Below are 17,550 nucleotides of genomic sequence, written 5' to 3' on the forward strand. Positions count from 1 at the left end.
CACGCGGCGCCCGCGGGAGACACGGAACCCGGTGTCGGCGGCACCGGTGAGTGACACGCAGCGAGGCGGCCTATGGCCCTTGCGATTGCCCTGGTCCTGATCATCATCCTGGCGGTGGGGTTTCACTTTGCCAGTCCGTGGTGGATCACGCCCATCGCGTCGAACTGGGTGCGCATGGACGACATGCTGACGATCACGCTCGTCATCACCGGCGCACTCTTCATCGCCATCAACCTGTTCATCGTGGTCGCCCTGGTGCGCTATCGCCACCGCAGCGGGCATCGCGCGGCCTACGAACCGCACAACCGGAAGCTGGAATGGTGGCTGATCGGCCTGACTGGCGTCGGTGTGGCGGCGTTGCTGGCGCCGGGGCTGTTCGTCTACGCGGACTACGTCCGGCCGCCGCGCAACGTGCTGCAGATGGAAGTGCTCGGCCAGCAATGGCAATGGCGCTTCCGCTTCGCCGGCCCCGGCGGCAAGCTGGGCACGACGGACGTGCGCTACATCAGCAGCGACAACCCGTTCGGCCTGAATCCCGCCGACCCCAACGGCCGTGACAACTACCTGATCGAGCGCCCCGAGGTGCACCTGCCGCTCAACCGGCCGATCCAGGTCCTGACACGGTCGCGCGACGTGCTGCACGACTTCTACGTCCCGCCGTTCCGCGCGCGGATGAACATGGTGCCGGGGATGGTGACCACCTTCTGGTTCACGCCGACCAAGGCAGGGCGCTACGACATCCTGTGCGCGCAGCTCTGCGGGATCGGGCACGCCGGCATGCGCGGCGTGGTGGTGGTGGAAGACGAAGCCGCGTTCTCGCGCTGGCTGGCGCAGCAGACCACGTTCGCGCAGCAGCAGATGGCCCATGTGCAGGCCGCACCCGCCGCGGCGGGCGGCAGCGCGCAGGCGCTTGCCAACCTGGGCAAGACGCTCGCGGCGGCCAAGGGCTGCGTCGCCTGTCATACCGTGGACGGCAGCCCGCTCGTGGGCCCGACCTGGAAGGGCCTGTACGGCAAGACCGAAACGATGGCCGACGGCAGTACCGCGAAGGTGGACGAAGCCTATCTGCGCGCATTCATCCGCGATCCGACGGCCCGTGTCGTGAAGGGCTTCTCGCCGATCATGCCGCACTTCGACCTGAGCGAGCAGGAACTGGACGCGCTGGTGGCGTATATCAAGGCGCAAGGCGGGACGCCGGCCAGCACCGTGGCCCAGCCGTAGCGGAGCAGATGGAGCAGACGGAGCAGATGCCATGACCTATGCGCACACCGACCACGTCCCGCACAGCTTCTGGACCCGCTACGTGTGGAGCCAGGACCACAAGGTCATCGCGGTGCAGTACGCGCTGACGGCCATCGCCATCGGTTTGGTCGGCCTCGTCTTGTCGGACCTGATGCGGCTGCAGCTCGGCTTTCCGGGCAAGTTCGCTTTCATCGACGCGAACCACTACTACCAGTTCGTCACGATGCACGGGATGATCATGGTGATCTACCTGCTGACGGCGCTGTTCCTTGGCGGCTTCGGCAACTACCTGATCCCGCTGATGCTCGGCGCGCGCGACATGGTGTTCCCGTTTCTCAACATGCTGAGCTACTGGGTCTACCTGCTGGCCGTGCTGGTGCTGGTGGCGAGCTTCTTCGTGCCGGGCGGGCCGACCGGCGCGGGCTGGACGCTGTATCCGCCGCAGGCGATCCTGCCGGGCACGCCGGGCGTGGAATGGGGCATCGTGCTGATGCTCGTGTCGCTGGCGATCTTCATCGTCGCGGCCACGATGGGCGGCCTGAACTACGTGACCACCACGCTGCAGGCGCGCACGCGCGGCATGACGCTGATGCGCATGCCGCTCACGGTGTGGGGCATCTTCATCGCGACCATCATGGCGCTGCTGGCGTTTCCGGCGCTGTTCGTGTCGGCGGTGATGATGCTGTTCGACCGGACGCTCGGCACCAGTTTCTTCATCCCGGCCGTGGTGTCGATGGGGCAGACGCTCAAGCATGCCGGCGGCAGCCCGCTGCTGTTCCAGCACCTGTTCTGGTTCTTCGGGCATCCGGAGGTCTACATCGTCGCGCTGCCGGCCTTCGGCATCGCGTCGGATCTCATCAGCACGCATGCGCGCAAGAGCATCTTCGGCTACCGGATGATGGTGTGGGCCATCGTCATCATCGGCGCGCTGAGCTTCGTGGTCTGGGCGCACCACATGTTCATCGCCGGCATGAATCCGTACTTCGGCTTCTTCTTCGCCACCACCACGCTCATCATCGCCGTCCCGACCGCCCTCAAGGTCTACAACTGGGTGCTGACGCTGTGGCGCGGCGATATCCACCTGACCGTGCCGATGCTGTTCGCCATCGGCTTCATCAGCACCTTCGTGCTGGGCGGGCTGACGGGGCTCTATCTCGGCAACGTGAGCGTGGACATCCCGCTGTCGAACACGTACTTCGTGGTCGCGCACTTCCATATGGTGATGGCCGTGTCGCCGATCCTGGTGGTGTTCGGCGGCCTCTACCACTGGTACCCGAAGGTGACGGGCCGCATGCTCGACGACACGCTCGGCCGCGCGCACTTCTGGATCACCTTCGTCGGCACCTATGCGATCTATTTCCCGATGCACTATCTCGGCATCCTCGGCATGCCGCGACGGTATTACGCGTATCAGGGTTACAGCTTCATTCCAGATTCGGCGCAGACGCTCAACACGTTCATCACCGTCGTCGCGCTGATCGTCGCGGCGGCGCAGCTGCTGTTCCTGTTCAACCTGGCGTGGAGCCTCGTGCGCGGCCGGCGGGCCGACGGCAACCCGTGGCGGGCCACCACGCTCGAATGGCAGACACCGCAAACGCCGCCCGTGCACGGCAACTGGGGCGCGACGCTTCCCGTCGTCTATCGCTGGGCGTACGAATACAGTCCGCCGGGACAAGCGGAAGACTTCGTGCCGCAAAACCAGCCGCCGGCGACGGCGCCTGAACCTGAAGCGGCCCATCCGACGCTTCACCCCGGCGAGGCCCGCGAATGACCACGCTGCCACGCCCCTTCGTTCCCGACGCGCCACCCGGCTTGCCGAATGCGGGGCGCACCGGCCTGGCCGTCTTCATGGCGGTTGCGACGACGTTGTTTTCGCTGCTGCTGCTCGCTTATGCAATGCGCATGCGTGAATCCGACTGGCAGCCGATCCCGCATCCGGCGCTGCTGTGGTGGAACACCGGCGCGCTGGCGCTGGCCAGCGTCGCGATGCAGCGTGCCAGGCGACTGACCGCGCACCGTACGGCGTGGCTGGCGGGCGGCGGCGCGCTGGCGGCCCTGTTCGTGATCGGGCAACTGACCGCGTGGCACATGCTGTCGGCGGCCGGGCAGACCGTCACCGTCAATCCGTCCAACAGCTTCCTCTACCTGCTCACCGGCCTGCATGGCGTTCATGTACTGGGTGGGCTCGCGGCGTGGGTCGTGACGATCGTGCAGCTCCGGCGCGTGGACCCGTTCCGCGCCCAACGGGCCATCGGGCTGTGCGCGCTCTACTGGCATTTCCTGCTCGCCGTCTGGCTCGTGCTGCTGGCGGCGATGTGGTGGTTGACCCCCGGGATCGTCGCCGCGATCTGCGGGCCGCTGTATGGAGCCGCGCCATGACCTCGCCCACGGCCCACACCGAATCCGCGGCCGAAGCGCCTGCGGCCCCGTCCGCCGACGCGCGGCCCGACGGCTGGCGCGGTATCGTCACGGACTGGTCGTCCGACCGCGAAGCCTTCAGGGTGCCGTGGGGCAAGGCGATGATGTGGATCTTCCTGCTGTCGGACACCTTCGTGTTCAGCAGCTTCCTGATCGGCTACATGACGGTGCGCATGTCGACCACGGCGCCGTGGCCCGACACGTCGAAGGTGTTCGGACTCACGGTGGGTGGCCTGGATGTGCCGTTGCTGCTGATTGCCATCATGACGTTCATCCTGATCACCAGCAGCGGCACCATGGCGATGGCGGTCAACTTCGGCTACCGGCGCAACGCCCGGCGCGCCGGCGCGCTGCTGCTCGCGACCGCGCTGCTGGGCGCGAGCTTCGTATCGATGCAGGCCCTCGAATGGACCAAGCTGATCGTCCACGAAGGTATCCGGCCCTGGGGCAACCCGCTGGGCGCGGCGCAGTTCGGCGCGTGCTTCTTCACGATCACCGGGTTCCACGGCTTTCACGTGACCTGCGGCGTGATCTACCTGCTGCTGATCGCGCGCAAGATCCGGCAGCCGGGGTTCACCGAACACGGCAACTTCCAGATCGTCGAGATCGCCGGCCTGTACTGGCACTTCGTCGACCTGGTGTGGGTGTTCATCTTCGCGCTGTTCTATTTGTGGTGAGGCAGCCATGGACCACACCGATCCCGCCGACCGGCCCGACGCCGCGCACGGCCAGCAGCATCCGATCGGCCTCTACCTGAAGATCTGGGGCCTGCTGTTCGTGCTGAGCACGCTGTCGTACCTGGTCGACTACTTCAACGTGCAGGGCCTGATGCGCTGGGTGCTGATCGTCGTGCTGATGATCGCCAAGGCCGGGCTGATCGTGTCGATCTTCATGCACATGATGTGGGAGCGGCTGGCGCTCGTGTACGCGATCCTGATCCCGCCGCTGTGCCTGCTGGTGCTCATGGTGCTGATGGCGGCGGAAGCGCATCACACGTTCGGGATGCGGGAGCTGTTCTTTCGCTGATGCCGTCGACGGCTGATTCATGGGCGATGAACGCTTTGCGGACATCGGTTTACGCAAACCTGGAGGAGGACGTCATGCAATTTTCACGTCGACGTTTTATCTCAACCGCCACCGTCCTGGCATCTGCGCTCGCCTTTGGACGCCGCGCGGCGGCGACGGATGCCGGCGCCGTGCAGGAATCCGATGCAAACGCCCAGGCCCTCGGCTACAAGACGGATGCCGGCCGGGTCGACCATGCGAAGTACCCGAAATTCCAGGCGGGCGAGGCTTGTGCGAATTGCCAGTTCTTCCAGGGCAAGCCCGGCGCCGCGACGGCGCCGTGCGCCATTTTCGGCGGCAAGCAGGTCAATGCGAAAGGCTGGTGCAGCGCTTATTCGAAAAAGGCGTAGCACGGCAGGGATGGCGTGGCGGTCGTGCCGCCGAATCGTCGTTGTCGATGAGGCGCGGCGCATATCGTCCCGTCACCGACGATGCCCCAAGACGACATTCGGATCGGCCATCGGCGCCGCGGTGAGCACCAATGCGATGCGCGGGGGCGAGCACCTACAATGGAGCGTCCGCCGGCCGGCGCGTCACCCGGATTGCCTGGACGACGCACCGGCCGATCCACTCGCGACCCTCCAAGGCCTACATGGAAATCAAATGGATCGAGGATTTCCTCGCGCTCGCTCAATATCAAAGCTTTTCCCGTGCGGCTGAATTTCGCAACGTCACGCAATCGGGCTTCAGCCGTCGCATTCAGTCGCTCGAACAGTGGATCGGCGCCGAACTGATCGACCGCAGCAGTTTTCCACCGGTGCTGACGCCGGCGGGGCGCCTGTTTCGCGAGACGGCCGAAGACGTGCTCAGCCGCCTGTTCGACACGCGAGCCATCATCCGCACCGAGCAGCGGATCGCCGGCAAGAGCCTGCAGATCGCCGCGGGTCACACGATCGCGCTGAGTTTCCTGCCGGCCTGGCTCAAGGCGCTCGCGCCGCATTTCGGCGAAGTGCGGGCGCGCGTCGTTCCGACCAATGTCCACGACTCGATCCTGATGCTCGTCAACGGCAACTGCGAGCTGATGTTTGCCTATCACCATCCGGAGCTGCCGCTGCATCTCGACCCGGCGAAGTACGAGCACCTGACCGTGGGCCTCGACACGTTGATGCCGGCATGCCGGCCGAACCGGCGATCGGCGCCCGCGTTTCGCCTTCCCGGAACGAAGCAGCATCCGCTGCCGCTGATTTCGTATACGGAAACCAGCTATTTCGGCCGGTGTCTCGCGCTGCTTCTCGACCGTGCGTCGGACGTGCCGGTGTTGCAGCTGCACTACGAGTCCGACATGGCCGAAGTGCTGAAAAAGCTCGTGATGGAAGGCGAGGGTGTCGCATGGCTGCCCCGGAGCGCGATCGCGGCCGAACTCGCGGCCGGCGAACTCGTGCCGGCGGGGCCGGCGGCGTGGAACCTGGAAGTCGAACTGCGCGTGTATCGCGACGTGTCGAACCGCAGCGAATTCCTGGACACGCTCTGGCAGCATCTGCGCGCGGCACCTTCCCGGCTGGGGTAAGTGAGGGTTTTCCCGGATTATGCGCAACTCGCATACCGGCATGTTGTACCGGCATGACGGACTTATTGACCGTCCCTACCATTCGTTCCAGCGGCAAAGGTGACGCGTGACCGGCGTCGCGCGGCCTTCTTCGCAGCGCTCGCCCGCCTTCCGGCGGCCGGGTGCCACCCAAGGACGGATGGACATGAAAAATCGCCTTACCCTGAGCATTGCAATCGGCATGATCCTCGGTGTCGTTGCCGGTTACGCATGCCACGCGAACATAGCGGACCCGGCCACGCTCAAAGCGGTCGCCGGCTATTTCTCGATCGTCACCGACATCTTCCTGCGCCTGATCAAGATGATCATTGCGCCGCTGGTGTTCGTGACGCTCGTGTCGGGCCTGGCCGGCATGGACGGCGGCGAAGACGTCGGGCGCATCGGTGCGCGGTCGATCGGCTGGTTCATCTGCGCGTCGCTGATTTCGTTGAGTCTCGGGCTCGTCATGGCCAATGCGCTGCAGCCGGGCGCCGGCCTGAACCTCACGGAAACCGCCGGCGAGGTGAACACCGGGCTGAATACGGCCGCACTGAACGCCCGAGACGTGATCACGCATGCGTTCCCGACCAGCCTGCTCGACGCGATGGCGCGCAACGACATCCTGCAGATCCTGGTGTTCTCGGTCTTTCTCGGCGTCGCGCTGAGCGCGCTGAAGCACGACAAGCGGGTCGGCGTCGTGATCCAGTCGATCGACGGGATGGTGCCGGTGATGCTGCGCCTGACGAACTACGTGATGCGCGCGGCGCCGCTCGGCGTATTCGGTGCGATCGCGTCGTCGGTCACGCTGCGCGGGCTCGACGTGATCTACACGTATGGCAGGCTGATCGGCGCGTTCTATCTCGGCCTGCTCGTGCTCTGGGCGATTCTGGTCGGCGTGGGCTACGTGTTTCTCGGGCGGCGCGTCGGGAGCCTGCTGAAGGCCATGCGCGAACCCGCGCTGATCGCGTTCTCGACCGCGAGCAGCGAGGCCGCCTATCCGCGCCTGGCCGAGCAGCTCGAGAAGTTCGGCGTCGACAAGAAGGTCGTGGGCTTCACGCTGCCGCTGGGTTACGCGTTCAACCTCGACGGTTCGATGATGTATCAGGCGTTCGCCGCGATCTTCATCGCACAGGCGTTCGGCGTGCACATGCCGCTGTCGCAGCAGGTCTTCATGCTGCTGGTGCTGATGTTGAGCAGCAAGGGCATGGCAGGCGTGCCGCGCGGCTCGGTGGTGGTGGTCGCGGCGGTTGCGCCGATGTTCCATCTGCCGGCGGCCGGCGTCGCGATGGTCCTGGCGATCGACCAGATTCTCGACATGGGCCGCACGATGACGAACGTGATCGGCAACAGCGTGGCGACCGCGGTGATCGCGAAATGGGAAAGCCGGCGTGCCGCGAAGCCGCAAGACGCCGCATTCGACCAGCCGGAGCTGAACGCATGATGCGTACGGATAGCGTGAATGCCCGGCAGAAATTCGGTGTGGTCGGCGGTCTCGGGCCGCTGGGGAGCGCCGACGTGTTCTTCAAGATGGTGAAGGCGACGCCTGCGTCGTCCGACGAGGAACACGTCGAGATGGTCTTCGAGCAATATCCGTTCAAGGGTTCGGGGTCGGGCAGTGCGGTGACCGTCGAACGCAAGCTGTACGTCTTCGACATGATCCGGGCGTTCGAGAAGCGTGGCGTGACGACCGTCGTGCTGCCGTGTTTCCTGAGCCATACGTTCATCGACGAGCTGAAGGCGAATACGCGCCTGCCGATCGTGGATATCGTCGAAGCCGTTCGCAACCACGTGCGGCGCAGGTACCCCGACGCGACGCGCATCGGCGTGCTGGCTTCGGACTACGTACGGGGCAAGCGACTCTTCGAAGCGTATTTCCCGGCACCGCAATTCGAAGTCGTTTATCCGCGGGCACACGAGGGCATCGACCTCGTAACGGAGGCCATCTACGGCTCCGACGGCATCAAGCGCGGCAATCTTCGCGGCCGGCCGGTCGCGTTGTTGCGCCGCGCATGCGAGGACCTGGCCGATCAGGGCGTGCAGGTCATCGTGCCGGGGCTGACCGAGATCGCGCTGGTCGCGGACGAGATCGGCCCGCAACGCGTGCCGCTCGTGGATTCGAATCTGGCTTACGCGCAGTATGCGGTGACCGGGCAGCCGGGCTCGCGTGCGGCGACGTTCAAGATCGGCGTGGTCGGCGGCGTGGGTCCGGCCGCGACGGTCGATTTCCTGGACAAGATCGTGCGCAACACGCCGGCGTCGCGCGATCAGGACCATATCAAGCTGCTGGTCGAACAGAATCCGCAGATTCCCGACCGAACCGAGAATCTGGTGGGCGCCGGTGCGGATCCGACGATCTCGCTGTACGCGACCTGCAAGAAGCTCGAGGACGGCGATGCCGACGTTATCGCGATCCCGTGCAACACCGCGCATGCGTTCGTCGAGCGGATCCAGCCTTACCTCGGCATTCCGATCGTCAACATGCTGACCGTCACGGTCGCCCACCTGCGCGATACCTATCCGGCGCTGCGGGAGGTCGGCGTGCTGGCGACGTCGGGCACGATCGAAAGTGGGGTCTACCGGAAGGTGCTGGAATCGCAAGGACTCCGGCAAGTGGCGCCGGAGCCAGCGTTGCAGGCACGCGTGATGGAAGCGATCTACGGGAAGCAGGGCGTCAAGGCCGGCTTCACGACCGGACAGTGCGAGGAAGATATCGGCGCTGCCATCGAGGGATTGATTGCCGAGGGCGTGAGCGTGATCGTGCTCGGCTGTACCGAACTGCCGATCCTGCTGCCGGGTGGCGAATATGTCGCGCGGGACGGGAGCCGGGCGACGCTCGTCGATCCGACCGACGTACTCGCCCGGCAGTGCATTGCCTATGCGATTGCGGCGGCCGGCTGATTGAGGGCCTGCTTGGGGCGAGCGTCGATGACGTGGTCGAGGCGCCGTTCATGCGCCTCGGCACGAGGTCAGGTTCTTCCCGCGTCGCCGGCGCCCGGTCCGACCGCGCGCGTGATGAACGGGTATCCCGATGCGGGCACCGCAGCGTAATCCTTGTACGAGGAAAAGGCGTAGTTCAGTAACTGCGCCGCGCCAGATATTCGTGCAGCCGCAGTGGGCGCACCGAGGACCACCGCGAACACGCGGCGCTTCATCGCCGGGGCTTGCTGCGGCCGGCTCGCGGTCGCGACGATGCAATATCCGGCGGCCGCGGTGTGTCCCGTCTTCAGGCCGTCCACGGATGGATCCATACCCAGCAGCCAGTTCTTGTTGCGCTTCTCGAATTTTCCGTAGGAGAAGTGCTGTTCGGACGAGTATCCGTAGTATTCCGGGAAGTCCCGGGTGACACGGAGTGCCAGCGTGGACAGATCGCGAGCGGTCGAGTGGTTGCCCGGCGTCGTGATGCCCGATGGCGTCGTAAAACGCGTGTGCTGCATGCCGATCTGCCGCGCGGTGTCGTTCATCAACTGCTCGAAGCCGGACAGCGAGCCGCCGACCCGCTCGGCCAGAACCAGCGCCGCATCGTTCGCCGACGCGACGATCAGTCCCTGGACCAGGTTTCGGACCGTGACGCGGTGCCCGGGGACCAGATACATCCGGGCTTCGTCGTTGCCGACTTCTGCCACGTCGGACGCGCGGACCGTCACCTTCTCGTCCCAGCCAAGTGTTCCGTTGCGCAATGCACGGAGGACGACGTACGCGGTCATGAGCTTGGTGAGCGAGGCGGGCTGACGCTCCGCGTCCGCGTTGTGCTCGGCCAGGATCTGCCCGGATTCGCCGTCGACGACGAGCCATGACGCGGCTTGAATGTGCGGTGGTGCGGGCGCGGCCTCGGCTGCTGCTGCTGTCAAACAGGTGGTAATGCCGGCCAGCAGGAGGGATAAGCGGAAGAGGGAATGGAATCGTTGGGGCGTATGCCGCATAGCCTGCGTGGGGATGTGAGTCGTGACGGAAAGAGCGGGAAGCGTCTGGCGCGACGTAGCGCGACAGGATTCGCGGACGCCGATCATAAGCGATGACGCGGCGCGCGTGATGCCGCGTCGGCATTGCACGATGCGTGCACGGAATACCAGCTCGAATGTGCGGGCGCGGGCTGTTGCGACGCGCACCCGCCGAGTGTCGTTCAGCGTGCGCTGTCGATGATCGAACCGCCGTCCGGCGTGAGGCTGTAGCCCGTCAGGAACCGGGCGTCCTTGCTGGCGAGGAACAGGACGACGGGCGCGATGTCGTCGTCGGGTTCGCCGAAGCGACCCAGCGGGTTGGCCGGCGGCGGCACGTTGGCGTTCTCGCCCCACGTTTGCGCCAACGGCAGCACGTTGTTGACCGTGATCCGGTCGGCGGCCCATTCGCGCGCGGCGGTTCTCGTCAGCGCGCGCACCGCTTCCTTCGCCATGTTGTACGGTCCGTAGCCCGCGAGACCCATGACGCCGGCCATCGAGCCGAAGTTGATCACGCGGCCTTCGCCGCTCGCTTTCAGGTGCGGGTAGGCCGCCTGCATCATCCTCAGGTACGCGATGGGCCCGAGATCGAAGTTGCGTTGCAGCTTCTCCACCGACAAATCGGCGATCGACGAAAACGGCGCGGACGGATCGAACGCATTGTTCACGAGGATGTCGATGCCGCCGCAGGTCGTGGCAACCTTGTTGACGGCAGCGTTGATCTGGTCGGCGTTGCCGAGATCGCAAGGGATGCCGAGCGCGTGGCCGCCGGCGGCCTCGATGTCGGCGACGACCGCATCGACGTTGGCCGGCGTGAGCGACACGACCGCTACCGTTGCGCCTTCGGCGGCGAACCGTTTCGCGGTGGCGCGTCCGATTCCCCGGCCGGCGCCCGTGACGATGGCAATTTTCCCGCTGAGTCGGGCCATGGTGTTCTCCTTCAGGTGATGATTGCGTGACCCACTGTCGCGGCGATGCCATACGGTGACGGGATGTCGCGCGCTGCGTTCTGCGTGGTGAATGAAACGACGAGACAGACGAAGGCGACCGCTGCCGGCAGTGCGTCGCGTGGCTTGCGAACACCGATGTGCGCCAGTCCGGAAAGCAGCAGGTGATAGAAGACGCCCGCGTACGCGAGATCGCTGAGTGGTACGCCGACACGGGTCAGGATGGCCGCTACGGCGCCGACCTTCGCGACGGTCAGGAGCGGCACGAGATACGCGGGATAGCCGAATCCGACGAGGATTTTGCGGACCCGGTCCCGCTTGACGATGTAGAGCGTCGCGGACGTGAGATAGAGCAGCGACAGCAATGCGGTGCTGATCCAGTATGCGATATTTTCAGCCATTTGTTGCGGGTTCCTGAGTTTCGTCGCTATCGACTTGGCACAAGAATGTCGTCTAAGATGAAAGCCCGCAAGTAGGATGATTTTCTGTCTGCCGGTATGGAAAAGATGACTAACGACGCCGACGAAGTGAACATGCACGACGAAATGCGGCGCGCATTCGCACTGCTTTCCGGAAAGTGGAAGCTGGAGATCATGTGGTTGCTCAACCAGCGCATCTATCGATTCGGTGAACTACGAAAATCGATTCCCGGAATCACGCAGCACATGCTGACGGCGCAGTTGCGCGAGCTGGAAGCGGACGGCTTGATTACCCGCACGGTGTTCGCGGAAGTGCCGCCGCGCGTCGAATACGAAATCACCGAAAAGGCGCGCGGTCTCGGGCCGACGATGGAGGCGCTGACGGCGTGGTGGAACGAGTACGGGCGCACCGTACCGGTCAAGCCGCCGGGGCGTGGACGCAAGACCAGTCCCGCCAAGGCGAAGCCGGGGTGATCCGGCGCGTTTGCCGGCATTCGCGGAGCACGCCGGCACAACCGCAAGAATCCTGATCTCGCCGGTACGCTCATCGGGCTCGCTTCTGTTGCTACCGGGCAGCGCAACGGTCGGAGCAAGTGCCATCGTGACAGGCATGATCCCGCAAAAACCTTCGCATCACTCGCGCCTCGTCGAGTTGCTCACTTTGATTCCCGGAGCATGTGAATGACGATCGCATGCCAACGCCTTGATCTGCTACGTCACGTTCGTTTCCCGGCGACGCAAGTCAGTGATGGAGAAGCGGGAACGTAACGAGTCCAATGACGGCGGCCGCGATCACGATCACCGGTTCCTGCAACTTCCTGAAACGCCACAGCAGCAGTACCGTTGCGACGGCGAGCAGTGCAGTCGGGATGTCGACGATCGATCGCTTCGCGATGACGAGGACGGAGCCCGTGATCGCACCGACTGCTGCGGCCGTGATTCCGTCCACGAACGCCTTGACGCCCGGCAGGTGTCCGTATTTCTTCACGTAAGGCGCCGGAATGACCGTGAACAGATAGCAGGGCAGGAACGTGCCGAGCGCCGCGACGCACGCACCGGGAAAACCCGCCACGAGATACCCGATGAAGCCGACGGTGATCACGACGGGACCCGGCGTGATCATCGCGACCGCGACCGCGTCGACGAATTGCTTGTCGTTCAGCCAGTGATGTTCGGTGACGACGCCGCCGTAGAGGAATGGCACGATCGCGAGCCCGGAGCCGAACACGAACGCGCCTGCCTTCATGAAGAACGTGCCGATCTGGACGAGTTGCGGCAAATCGATTCCGCTCAGCAGCCCGCTGGCTGCCGGCAGATGGGCGGCAGCGACTGCATTCAGCCCGCCTTTGTGCAGCCACTTGGGTGGCGCACGCCACAACCAGCCGATCAGGCCGGCGACGATGAACAGCCACGCGATTTCCGATTCCGTGATGAAGGTCACGGCGGCGAGCGTCAGGAAGATTGCCCACAAGAGCCTGTCGTGACCGACGGTTTTCGTCGTGAGCTTGTACGCGCTCATCGCGATGATGCCAACGACCGCGGCGCCGACGCCGTAGAAGACGGCCTGCATCCACGACAGCCCGCCGAAATGCGCGTACGCGAACCCGAGTGCGAGCACCATCAGGAACGACGGCAGCACGAATGCGAAGCCCACCAGCGTCGCGCCCAGGATGCGGTAGTGGACGAAGCCGAGATAGATCGCGAGCTGGGCTGCCATCGGCCCCGGGGCAAGCTGGGCCAGCGTGAGCCCTTCCTTGTAGTCGGCTTCCGTGATCCAGCCGCGACGCTCGACCAGGTCGCGACGCATGTAGCCTGCCAACGCCACCGGTCCGCCGAAACCGAATGTGCCGAGACGCAGCATGTAGGCGACCAGCTCGCCAAGCGAATAGGTCGGTTCGGTCGTGGCGATGGCAGTGGTCATGATCTGGCAGCGGTTTCGTTCTTGCTGTTCGATGTGAAGTACACGTACAGGGAGTCGAGTACGGCGCCCATCTGCTCGAGCAACTGATCGTCGTTCTCGGTCCGCTGGCGCGTGCCGGCCATCACGGCCTCGAAGCCGACCGCTTCAGGCGCGGCAGGGCCGCCCACGTCGAGCGCGTGCACGATCTCGCCGAGCTGCATCAGCGCCGCGTCCGTGTCGAGCCCGAAGCTGGCGAGCAATACCTCGAACGTCACGCGTTCGCCTGCGTGCGTGAACGTCGCACCGTCGAAATCGAAGCCGAGCGCGTCAACCGGACAATCCGCCGGCGACGCAAGCCAGATGAAGCGGGCATGCGCGTCGATGAAGCGGCGGATCAGCCACGCGCTGGCGACGCGATCGACCCACATGCGTTGCCGGGTCGCCCAGGTTCGACCTTGGTATTCGGCGATCGCCAGCGGACGGACAAGGCGGTCCGCGGCGTGCGGCTCGCCCGGCGACAGCACGGTGTCGACCAGCGCGACGAAATCCTGCAGCGCGACTTCGGCGCGGGTTACCGAATCGCGCGGGAAATAGTCGATCGCCCGGATGGCGTCGAAATCCTTGCGCAAGCGACGCAGCAGGCGGGTGAGCTCCGTGGGGGACTGCCGGGCAAGTGTCTTGCGCGCGTCGGTGAGCGCTCGCGTGAAGGTCGCGTAGTCGTCGTCGCGGTCGAACAGCGCGCGGAATTCCTGTTCCTGTGACGCGTCGAGACTGGGCGCGCGCAGCAGGTAGGCCGTGCCGCCGCTCTCGGCGATCGCGTCCGCGAGCTCGCGCAGGGTCTCCTCATGCGCTTCGGTGTACGGCAGCAGGTAGATGCCGTCGCGGAGCACCGCGCAACCCTTTGATTTGAGCGCGCGCCAGAACCGCATGCGGGCCGTCGCGTTTTCGGTTGGAAGGGTCAGAACAAGAAGTGACCAGGTCGAGATAGTGTCCATGTAGCGGATGCTACCCATGCGTTACAACATCTACAAGTTAACTTTTCGGGTGATGCATGCGGTGGTCCTGCACCCGTCATCCCCAGGCGACGCGTAACAGCCCTCGGGGGGATTCGAATGGTTGGCGGGGCGCGCCCCACGCCGCAGCGAACCGGCATGCCGCGGGTCGTCTTTCAGGACGGATCCGTCGCGCAAGCGAAACGTCGGGAAGGGGGAATCGGGATAGGGTCATCCGTCGGCGTGACGCAGCAGAGGTGCCGCACGACGGACGAACTGAAGAGGCGTCGAGGTTGACAACGCACACGCCGCGCGACGTGGCGAAGTCTGCTATTCCGATCGTACGGCGTCGGTATCCGGCGCCGTGCGATCGGCCAGGCGATTCACGGCGTCACGACAAGCACGGTATGCATACCGGCAGCATAGTGTCCCGGCTTGTTGCAGATCAGCGCGTAGCGTCCGGGCATGAGCTTGAATGACGCGCGTTTGCTCTTGCCCGGTGCGATGTCTTCGACTTCGCCGATCTTTTTCAACTTGTGCTCCAGCACCTGGCCTTTGCGGACAGGTAGTGCGTCATCCGCGAGATCGGTCCTGAGCAGGACGAGTTCGTGTTCCATGTTGTTGCTCGCGGCGTTCTTGACATCAAGCGTGACGCGGCCCGCTTTCACGTTGTGTGGCTCGAGCTGGATCGAGTTCGACAGCAGCGTCGCGTTGACGGTTTGCTCTGCCCGGCTTGCAGGCGAGGTCATGCCGAGCGCAGTCACGCCGGCGAGGATGGCGATTCTGTAAATGGCGTCCATGACAGCTCCCTTTGCAACGAAACACCGCACCTGCCAAGCGTCCGGCGACTTCCGCATTCGATACGCCGCGCACGCAGATACCCCTGCCAGTGCGACGGCATGAACGCTTGCTTGGGGCGGTACGTGCTGTAAACGTGCACGGCGACGCGTTTATTCCTGGGGTCGGCCAGCGCTTCTCGCGCGGGTCGTTCGTGCAAAGCAGGAGCGTCGCCGGCAGATCGTGCACGCCGGCTTGCGCTGCGCGGTCTCTGCGGCAATGGTGTTCGTCGGCTGCCGATCCGGTCTCTCGGCGCCATCCTTGCGATATCCCTTCGGATACCCCTCCTCCCTATATGGAATCGGGAATTGAAATATACTCCCCCCCGCTATATGAAGGAGCCATCATGAGTCACACCGTCAAGGAAAAGCAGAAGCTGCTGAATCGCGTTCGCCGCATCAAGGGGCAGGTCGAAGCCATCGAACGCGCGCTGGAAGAAGAGCGCGGCTGCAACGAAATCCTGCAGCGCATCACGAGCAGCCGCGGCGCGATGAACGGACTGCTCGCGGTCGTGCTCGAGGATCACATTCGCAGCCATCTCGTCGATGCCGAAGGGCACGAAGACGAAGGCAGTGCGACCGAGCAACTGATCGAAGTCGTTCACAGCTATTTCAAGTAATCAGGTGCGGAAATGAGTGAATTCAAGGATGCCGCTTTCGGTGCGGGGCACGATCACATTTTTCTGGGTGCGGCGCACGAGGAGAACGAGCGCAGGACCTGGATGGTGATCGGGCTGTGCGCGGCGATGATGGTGGCCGAGATTGTCGGTGGCTCGATCTTCGGCTCGCTGGCGCTCATCGCGGACGGGCTGCACATGTCGACGCACGCGGGCGCAATGCTGATTGCCGCGCTGGCGTACACCTATGCGCGCAAGCATGCGAGCGACCCGCGCTTCGTATTCGGCACGGGCAAACTCGGCGACCTGGCGGGCTTCACGAGCGCAATCGTGCTCGCGATGATTGCGCTGCTGATCGGGTATGAGGCGGTCGCGCGCTTGCTCGCCCCGGTGCCGATTCATTTCGGCGAGGCGATTCCGATTGCGGTGGCCGGCTTGCTCGTCAACATCGCGAGCGTCTGGCTGCTGAGCGGCGATCACCATGGCCATAGCCACGGGCATGGTCACGGCCATCATCACGGGCATGCTCATGGCGGCCACGACGATCATGCGCACGAAGAGGAAGTGCACAAGATCTTCGATCGGCAGGGCGTATTCCTCGTGTCGGTGTTCGAGGATGGCGTCCCGCCCGTGTTCCGTGTGGCGCCTGCCACGAGCGATACGAAGCTCGACGATGCGAGGGCCGTGTCGGTGACGACGATCCGTCCGGACGGTACGCGGCAAGCATTCGCGATGGAAAACCGGGGCGGTTATCTGGAGTCGGTCGACGAGATCCCTGAACCTCACGAATTCAAGGCCATCGTTCGGTTGAACGACCACGAGCATGAACTCGGGTTCGAAGAACATGATCACGGAGCGTCCGCCTCGGCAACACGCGATCACAATATCCGCTCCGCCTACATTCACGTGATTGCCGATGCGGCAGTCTCAGTCCTGACGATCATCGGCCTGCTGCTCGCGCGTGCGTTCGGGTGGGTCTGGATGGATCCGGTCGCAGGCATTATCGGCGCGCTGGTGATTGCGAACTGGTCGTACGGCCTGATGCGCGACACGGGCGGCATTCTGCTCGACATGAATCCGGATCGCCGGCTGGCGGACAACGTGCGCACCGCGATCGAAGGCAGCGGCGACAGGATCAACGATCTGCACGTCTGGCGCCTCGGGCCGGGGCACATGAGCGCGGTCGTCTCCGTCTCGACCGACGACACGGCACGGGATTCGCGCTTCTATCACGGCCTGCTGCAGCGCTTCAAGGATCTCTCGCACGTGACCGTCGAGGTCGTGCCCGCCGCGAGGGGGCACTGACGATGGCGGTCAAATCGCCTTGCGTCGAAGTGTGCACGTTCGACGGCAGGACCGGCTACTGCGTGGCCTGCCTGCGCACGCGGGACGAAGCCCGTGGGTGGAAGAAGATGACGGACCATCGGCGTCACCAGATCGTGAACGACCGGGCCCGGCGGGAGGCAAAGCTGACTCGCGAGCCCGTCGGCTGACCGGCGTTCATCGGAGGCGTGGCTGCGCGCCGGGCATGTTTGGGGAGGGCGCGGCGTGTCGTGGCCGGTGCCGCTGATTCCGCTGATTCTTCTGTCGGCCGAGACCTGATCGGTCAGCCGACGTCAGGGAAAATTTCTGGCGACGCCGGCGTCGTAATGGG

19 protein-coding genes are annotated in these 17,550 nt (G+C 64.8%); 13 read left to right on the forward strand and 6 right to left on the reverse strand.

Going from position 1 to position 17,550, the window contains the following annotated elements; all coding sequences use genetic code 11:
• Positions 1–72: 72 nt before the first annotated feature.
• From G3O06_RS05750 to G3O06_RS05790, 9 genes are all read left to right on the forward strand, one after another.
• A complete protein-coding gene (locus G3O06_RS05750) occupies positions 73–1,221 on the forward strand; it encodes a cytochrome c oxidase subunit II (RefSeq protein WP_205815364.1) in 1,149 nt (382 codons plus the stop codon).
• A gap of 31 nt (positions 1,222–1,252) precedes the next feature.
• Complete coding sequence (gene ctaD, locus G3O06_RS05755) at positions 1,253–3,013, forward strand: cytochrome c oxidase subunit I (RefSeq protein ID WP_205815365.1); 1,761 nt, start codon at positions 1,253–1,255, stop codon at positions 3,011–3,013.
• Complete coding sequence (locus G3O06_RS05760; RefSeq protein ID WP_174967070.1) at positions 3,010–3,621, forward strand: cytochrome c oxidase subunit 3; 612 nt, start codon at positions 3,010–3,012, stop codon at positions 3,619–3,621. The genes ctaD and G3O06_RS05760 overlap by 4 nt, the downstream gene beginning before the upstream one ends.
• On the forward strand, positions 3,618–4,337 hold the full coding sequence (locus G3O06_RS05765) for a heme-copper oxidase subunit III family protein (RefSeq protein ID WP_174967069.1): 720 nt from the start codon (positions 3,618–3,620) through the stop codon (positions 4,335–4,337). Before G3O06_RS05760 ends, G3O06_RS05765 begins: the two co-directional genes overlap by 4 nt.
• A gap of 7 nt (positions 4,338–4,344) precedes the next feature.
• Positions 4,345–4,686 carry a cytochrome C oxidase subunit IV family protein gene (locus tag G3O06_RS05770; protein WP_174967068.1) on the forward strand — a complete coding sequence of 114 codons (342 nt, stop codon included), beginning with the start codon at positions 4,345–4,347 and terminating at the stop codon, positions 4,684–4,686.
• A gap of 74 nt (positions 4,687–4,760) precedes the next feature.
• Positions 4,761–5,075 (forward strand): high-potential iron-sulfur protein, encoded by a 315-nt coding sequence (locus tag G3O06_RS05775; protein WP_205815366.1) that lies wholly within the window; start codon positions 4,761–4,763, stop codon positions 5,073–5,075.
• A 242-nt stretch (positions 5,076–5,317) separates the two neighbouring features.
• Positions 5,318–6,232, forward strand: coding sequence for a LysR substrate-binding domain-containing protein (locus G3O06_RS05780; protein WP_205815367.1), 915 nt, complete (start codon positions 5,318–5,320; stop codon positions 6,230–6,232).
• 184 nt (positions 6,233–6,416) lie between these two features.
• Complete coding sequence (locus tag G3O06_RS05785; RefSeq protein ID WP_174967065.1) at positions 6,417–7,691, forward strand: dicarboxylate/amino acid:cation symporter; 1,275 nt, start codon at positions 6,417–6,419, stop codon at positions 7,689–7,691.
• Positions 7,691–9,148, forward strand: a complete 1,458-nt coding sequence (locus G3O06_RS05790; RefSeq protein WP_205815425.1) for an amino acid racemase — start codon at positions 7,691–7,693, stop codon at positions 9,146–9,148. The genes G3O06_RS05785 and G3O06_RS05790 overlap by 1 nt, the downstream gene beginning before the upstream one ends.
• A 68-nt stretch (positions 9,149–9,216) precedes the next feature.
• Here G3O06_RS05790 and G3O06_RS05795 read toward each other — a convergent pair whose 3' ends face one another.
• The 3 genes from G3O06_RS05795 to G3O06_RS05805 are packed head-to-tail and all read right to left on the reverse strand — an operon-like array spanning position 9,217 to position 11,497.
• Positions 9,217–10,356, reverse strand: coding sequence for a D-alanyl-D-alanine carboxypeptidase family protein (locus G3O06_RS05795; RefSeq protein ID WP_346779487.1), 1,140 nt, complete (start codon positions 10,354–10,356; stop codon positions 9,217–9,219).
• Between the two features lie 14 nt (positions 10,357–10,370).
• A complete protein-coding gene (locus G3O06_RS05800; protein WP_205815368.1) occupies positions 10,371–11,114 on the reverse strand; it encodes an SDR family oxidoreductase in 744 nt (247 codons plus the stop codon).
• 11 nt (positions 11,115–11,125) lie between these two features.
• Positions 11,126–11,497 (reverse strand): DoxX family protein, encoded by a 372-nt coding sequence (locus tag G3O06_RS05805; RefSeq protein ID WP_241019535.1) that lies wholly within the window; start codon positions 11,495–11,497, stop codon positions 11,126–11,128.
• 132 nt (positions 11,498–11,629) lie between these two features.
• On the opposite strand from G3O06_RS05805, the gene G3O06_RS05810 reads away from it, so the two are divergent.
• The gene (locus tag G3O06_RS05810; protein ID WP_205815370.1) at positions 11,630–12,025 is read left to right on the forward strand and encodes a helix-turn-helix domain-containing protein; all 396 of its coding nucleotides are present in this window, start codon (positions 11,630–11,632) and stop codon (positions 12,023–12,025) included.
• A 268-nt stretch (positions 12,026–12,293) separates the two neighbouring features.
• Here G3O06_RS05810 and G3O06_RS05815 read toward each other — a convergent pair whose 3' ends face one another.
• The 3 genes from G3O06_RS05815 to G3O06_RS05825 all read right to left on the reverse strand — a co-directional run bounded on the left by G3O06_RS05815 (position 12,294) and on the right by G3O06_RS05825 (position 15,243).
• Complete coding sequence (locus G3O06_RS05815) at positions 12,294–13,472, reverse strand: chromate transporter (protein WP_205815371.1); 1,179 nt, start codon at positions 13,470–13,472, stop codon at positions 12,294–12,296.
• The gene (locus tag G3O06_RS05820; protein ID WP_205815372.1) at positions 13,469–14,446 is read right to left on the reverse strand and encodes a chromate resistance protein ChrB domain-containing protein; all 978 of its coding nucleotides are present in this window, start codon (positions 14,444–14,446) and stop codon (positions 13,469–13,471) included. Before G3O06_RS05820 ends, G3O06_RS05815 begins: the two co-directional genes overlap by 4 nt.
• A gap of 380 nt (positions 14,447–14,826) precedes the next feature.
• A complete protein-coding gene (locus tag G3O06_RS05825; RefSeq protein ID WP_205815373.1) occupies positions 14,827–15,243 on the reverse strand; it encodes a plastocyanin/azurin family copper-binding protein in 417 nt (138 codons plus the stop codon).
• 383 nt (positions 15,244–15,626) lie between these two features.
• Between G3O06_RS05825 and G3O06_RS05830 the strand changes: the two genes are divergently transcribed.
• From G3O06_RS05830 to G3O06_RS05840, 3 genes are read left to right on the forward strand one after another with little or no spacing between them, the layout of a single operon-like run.
• Complete coding sequence (locus G3O06_RS05830; RefSeq protein WP_089448796.1) at positions 15,627–15,899, forward strand: metal/formaldehyde-sensitive transcriptional repressor; 273 nt, start codon at positions 15,627–15,629, stop codon at positions 15,897–15,899.
• Between the two features lie 12 nt (positions 15,900–15,911).
• Positions 15,912–17,201, forward strand: a complete 1,290-nt coding sequence (gene dmeF, locus G3O06_RS05835; protein WP_205815374.1) for a CDF family Co(II)/Ni(II) efflux transporter DmeF — start codon at positions 15,912–15,914, stop codon at positions 17,199–17,201.
• Positions 17,202–17,203: 2 nt separating this feature from the next.
• Positions 17,204–17,389 (forward strand): DUF1289 domain-containing protein, encoded by a 186-nt coding sequence (locus G3O06_RS05840; RefSeq protein ID WP_205815375.1) that lies wholly within the window; start codon positions 17,204–17,206, stop codon positions 17,387–17,389.
• Positions 17,390–17,550: the final 161 nt, after the last annotated feature.

The sequence above is a fragment of the Burkholderia sp. Ac-20345 genome (assembly GCF_017104825.1).
Taxonomy (GTDB): domain Bacteria; phylum Pseudomonadota; class Gammaproteobacteria; order Burkholderiales; family Burkholderiaceae; genus Burkholderia; species Burkholderia lata_B.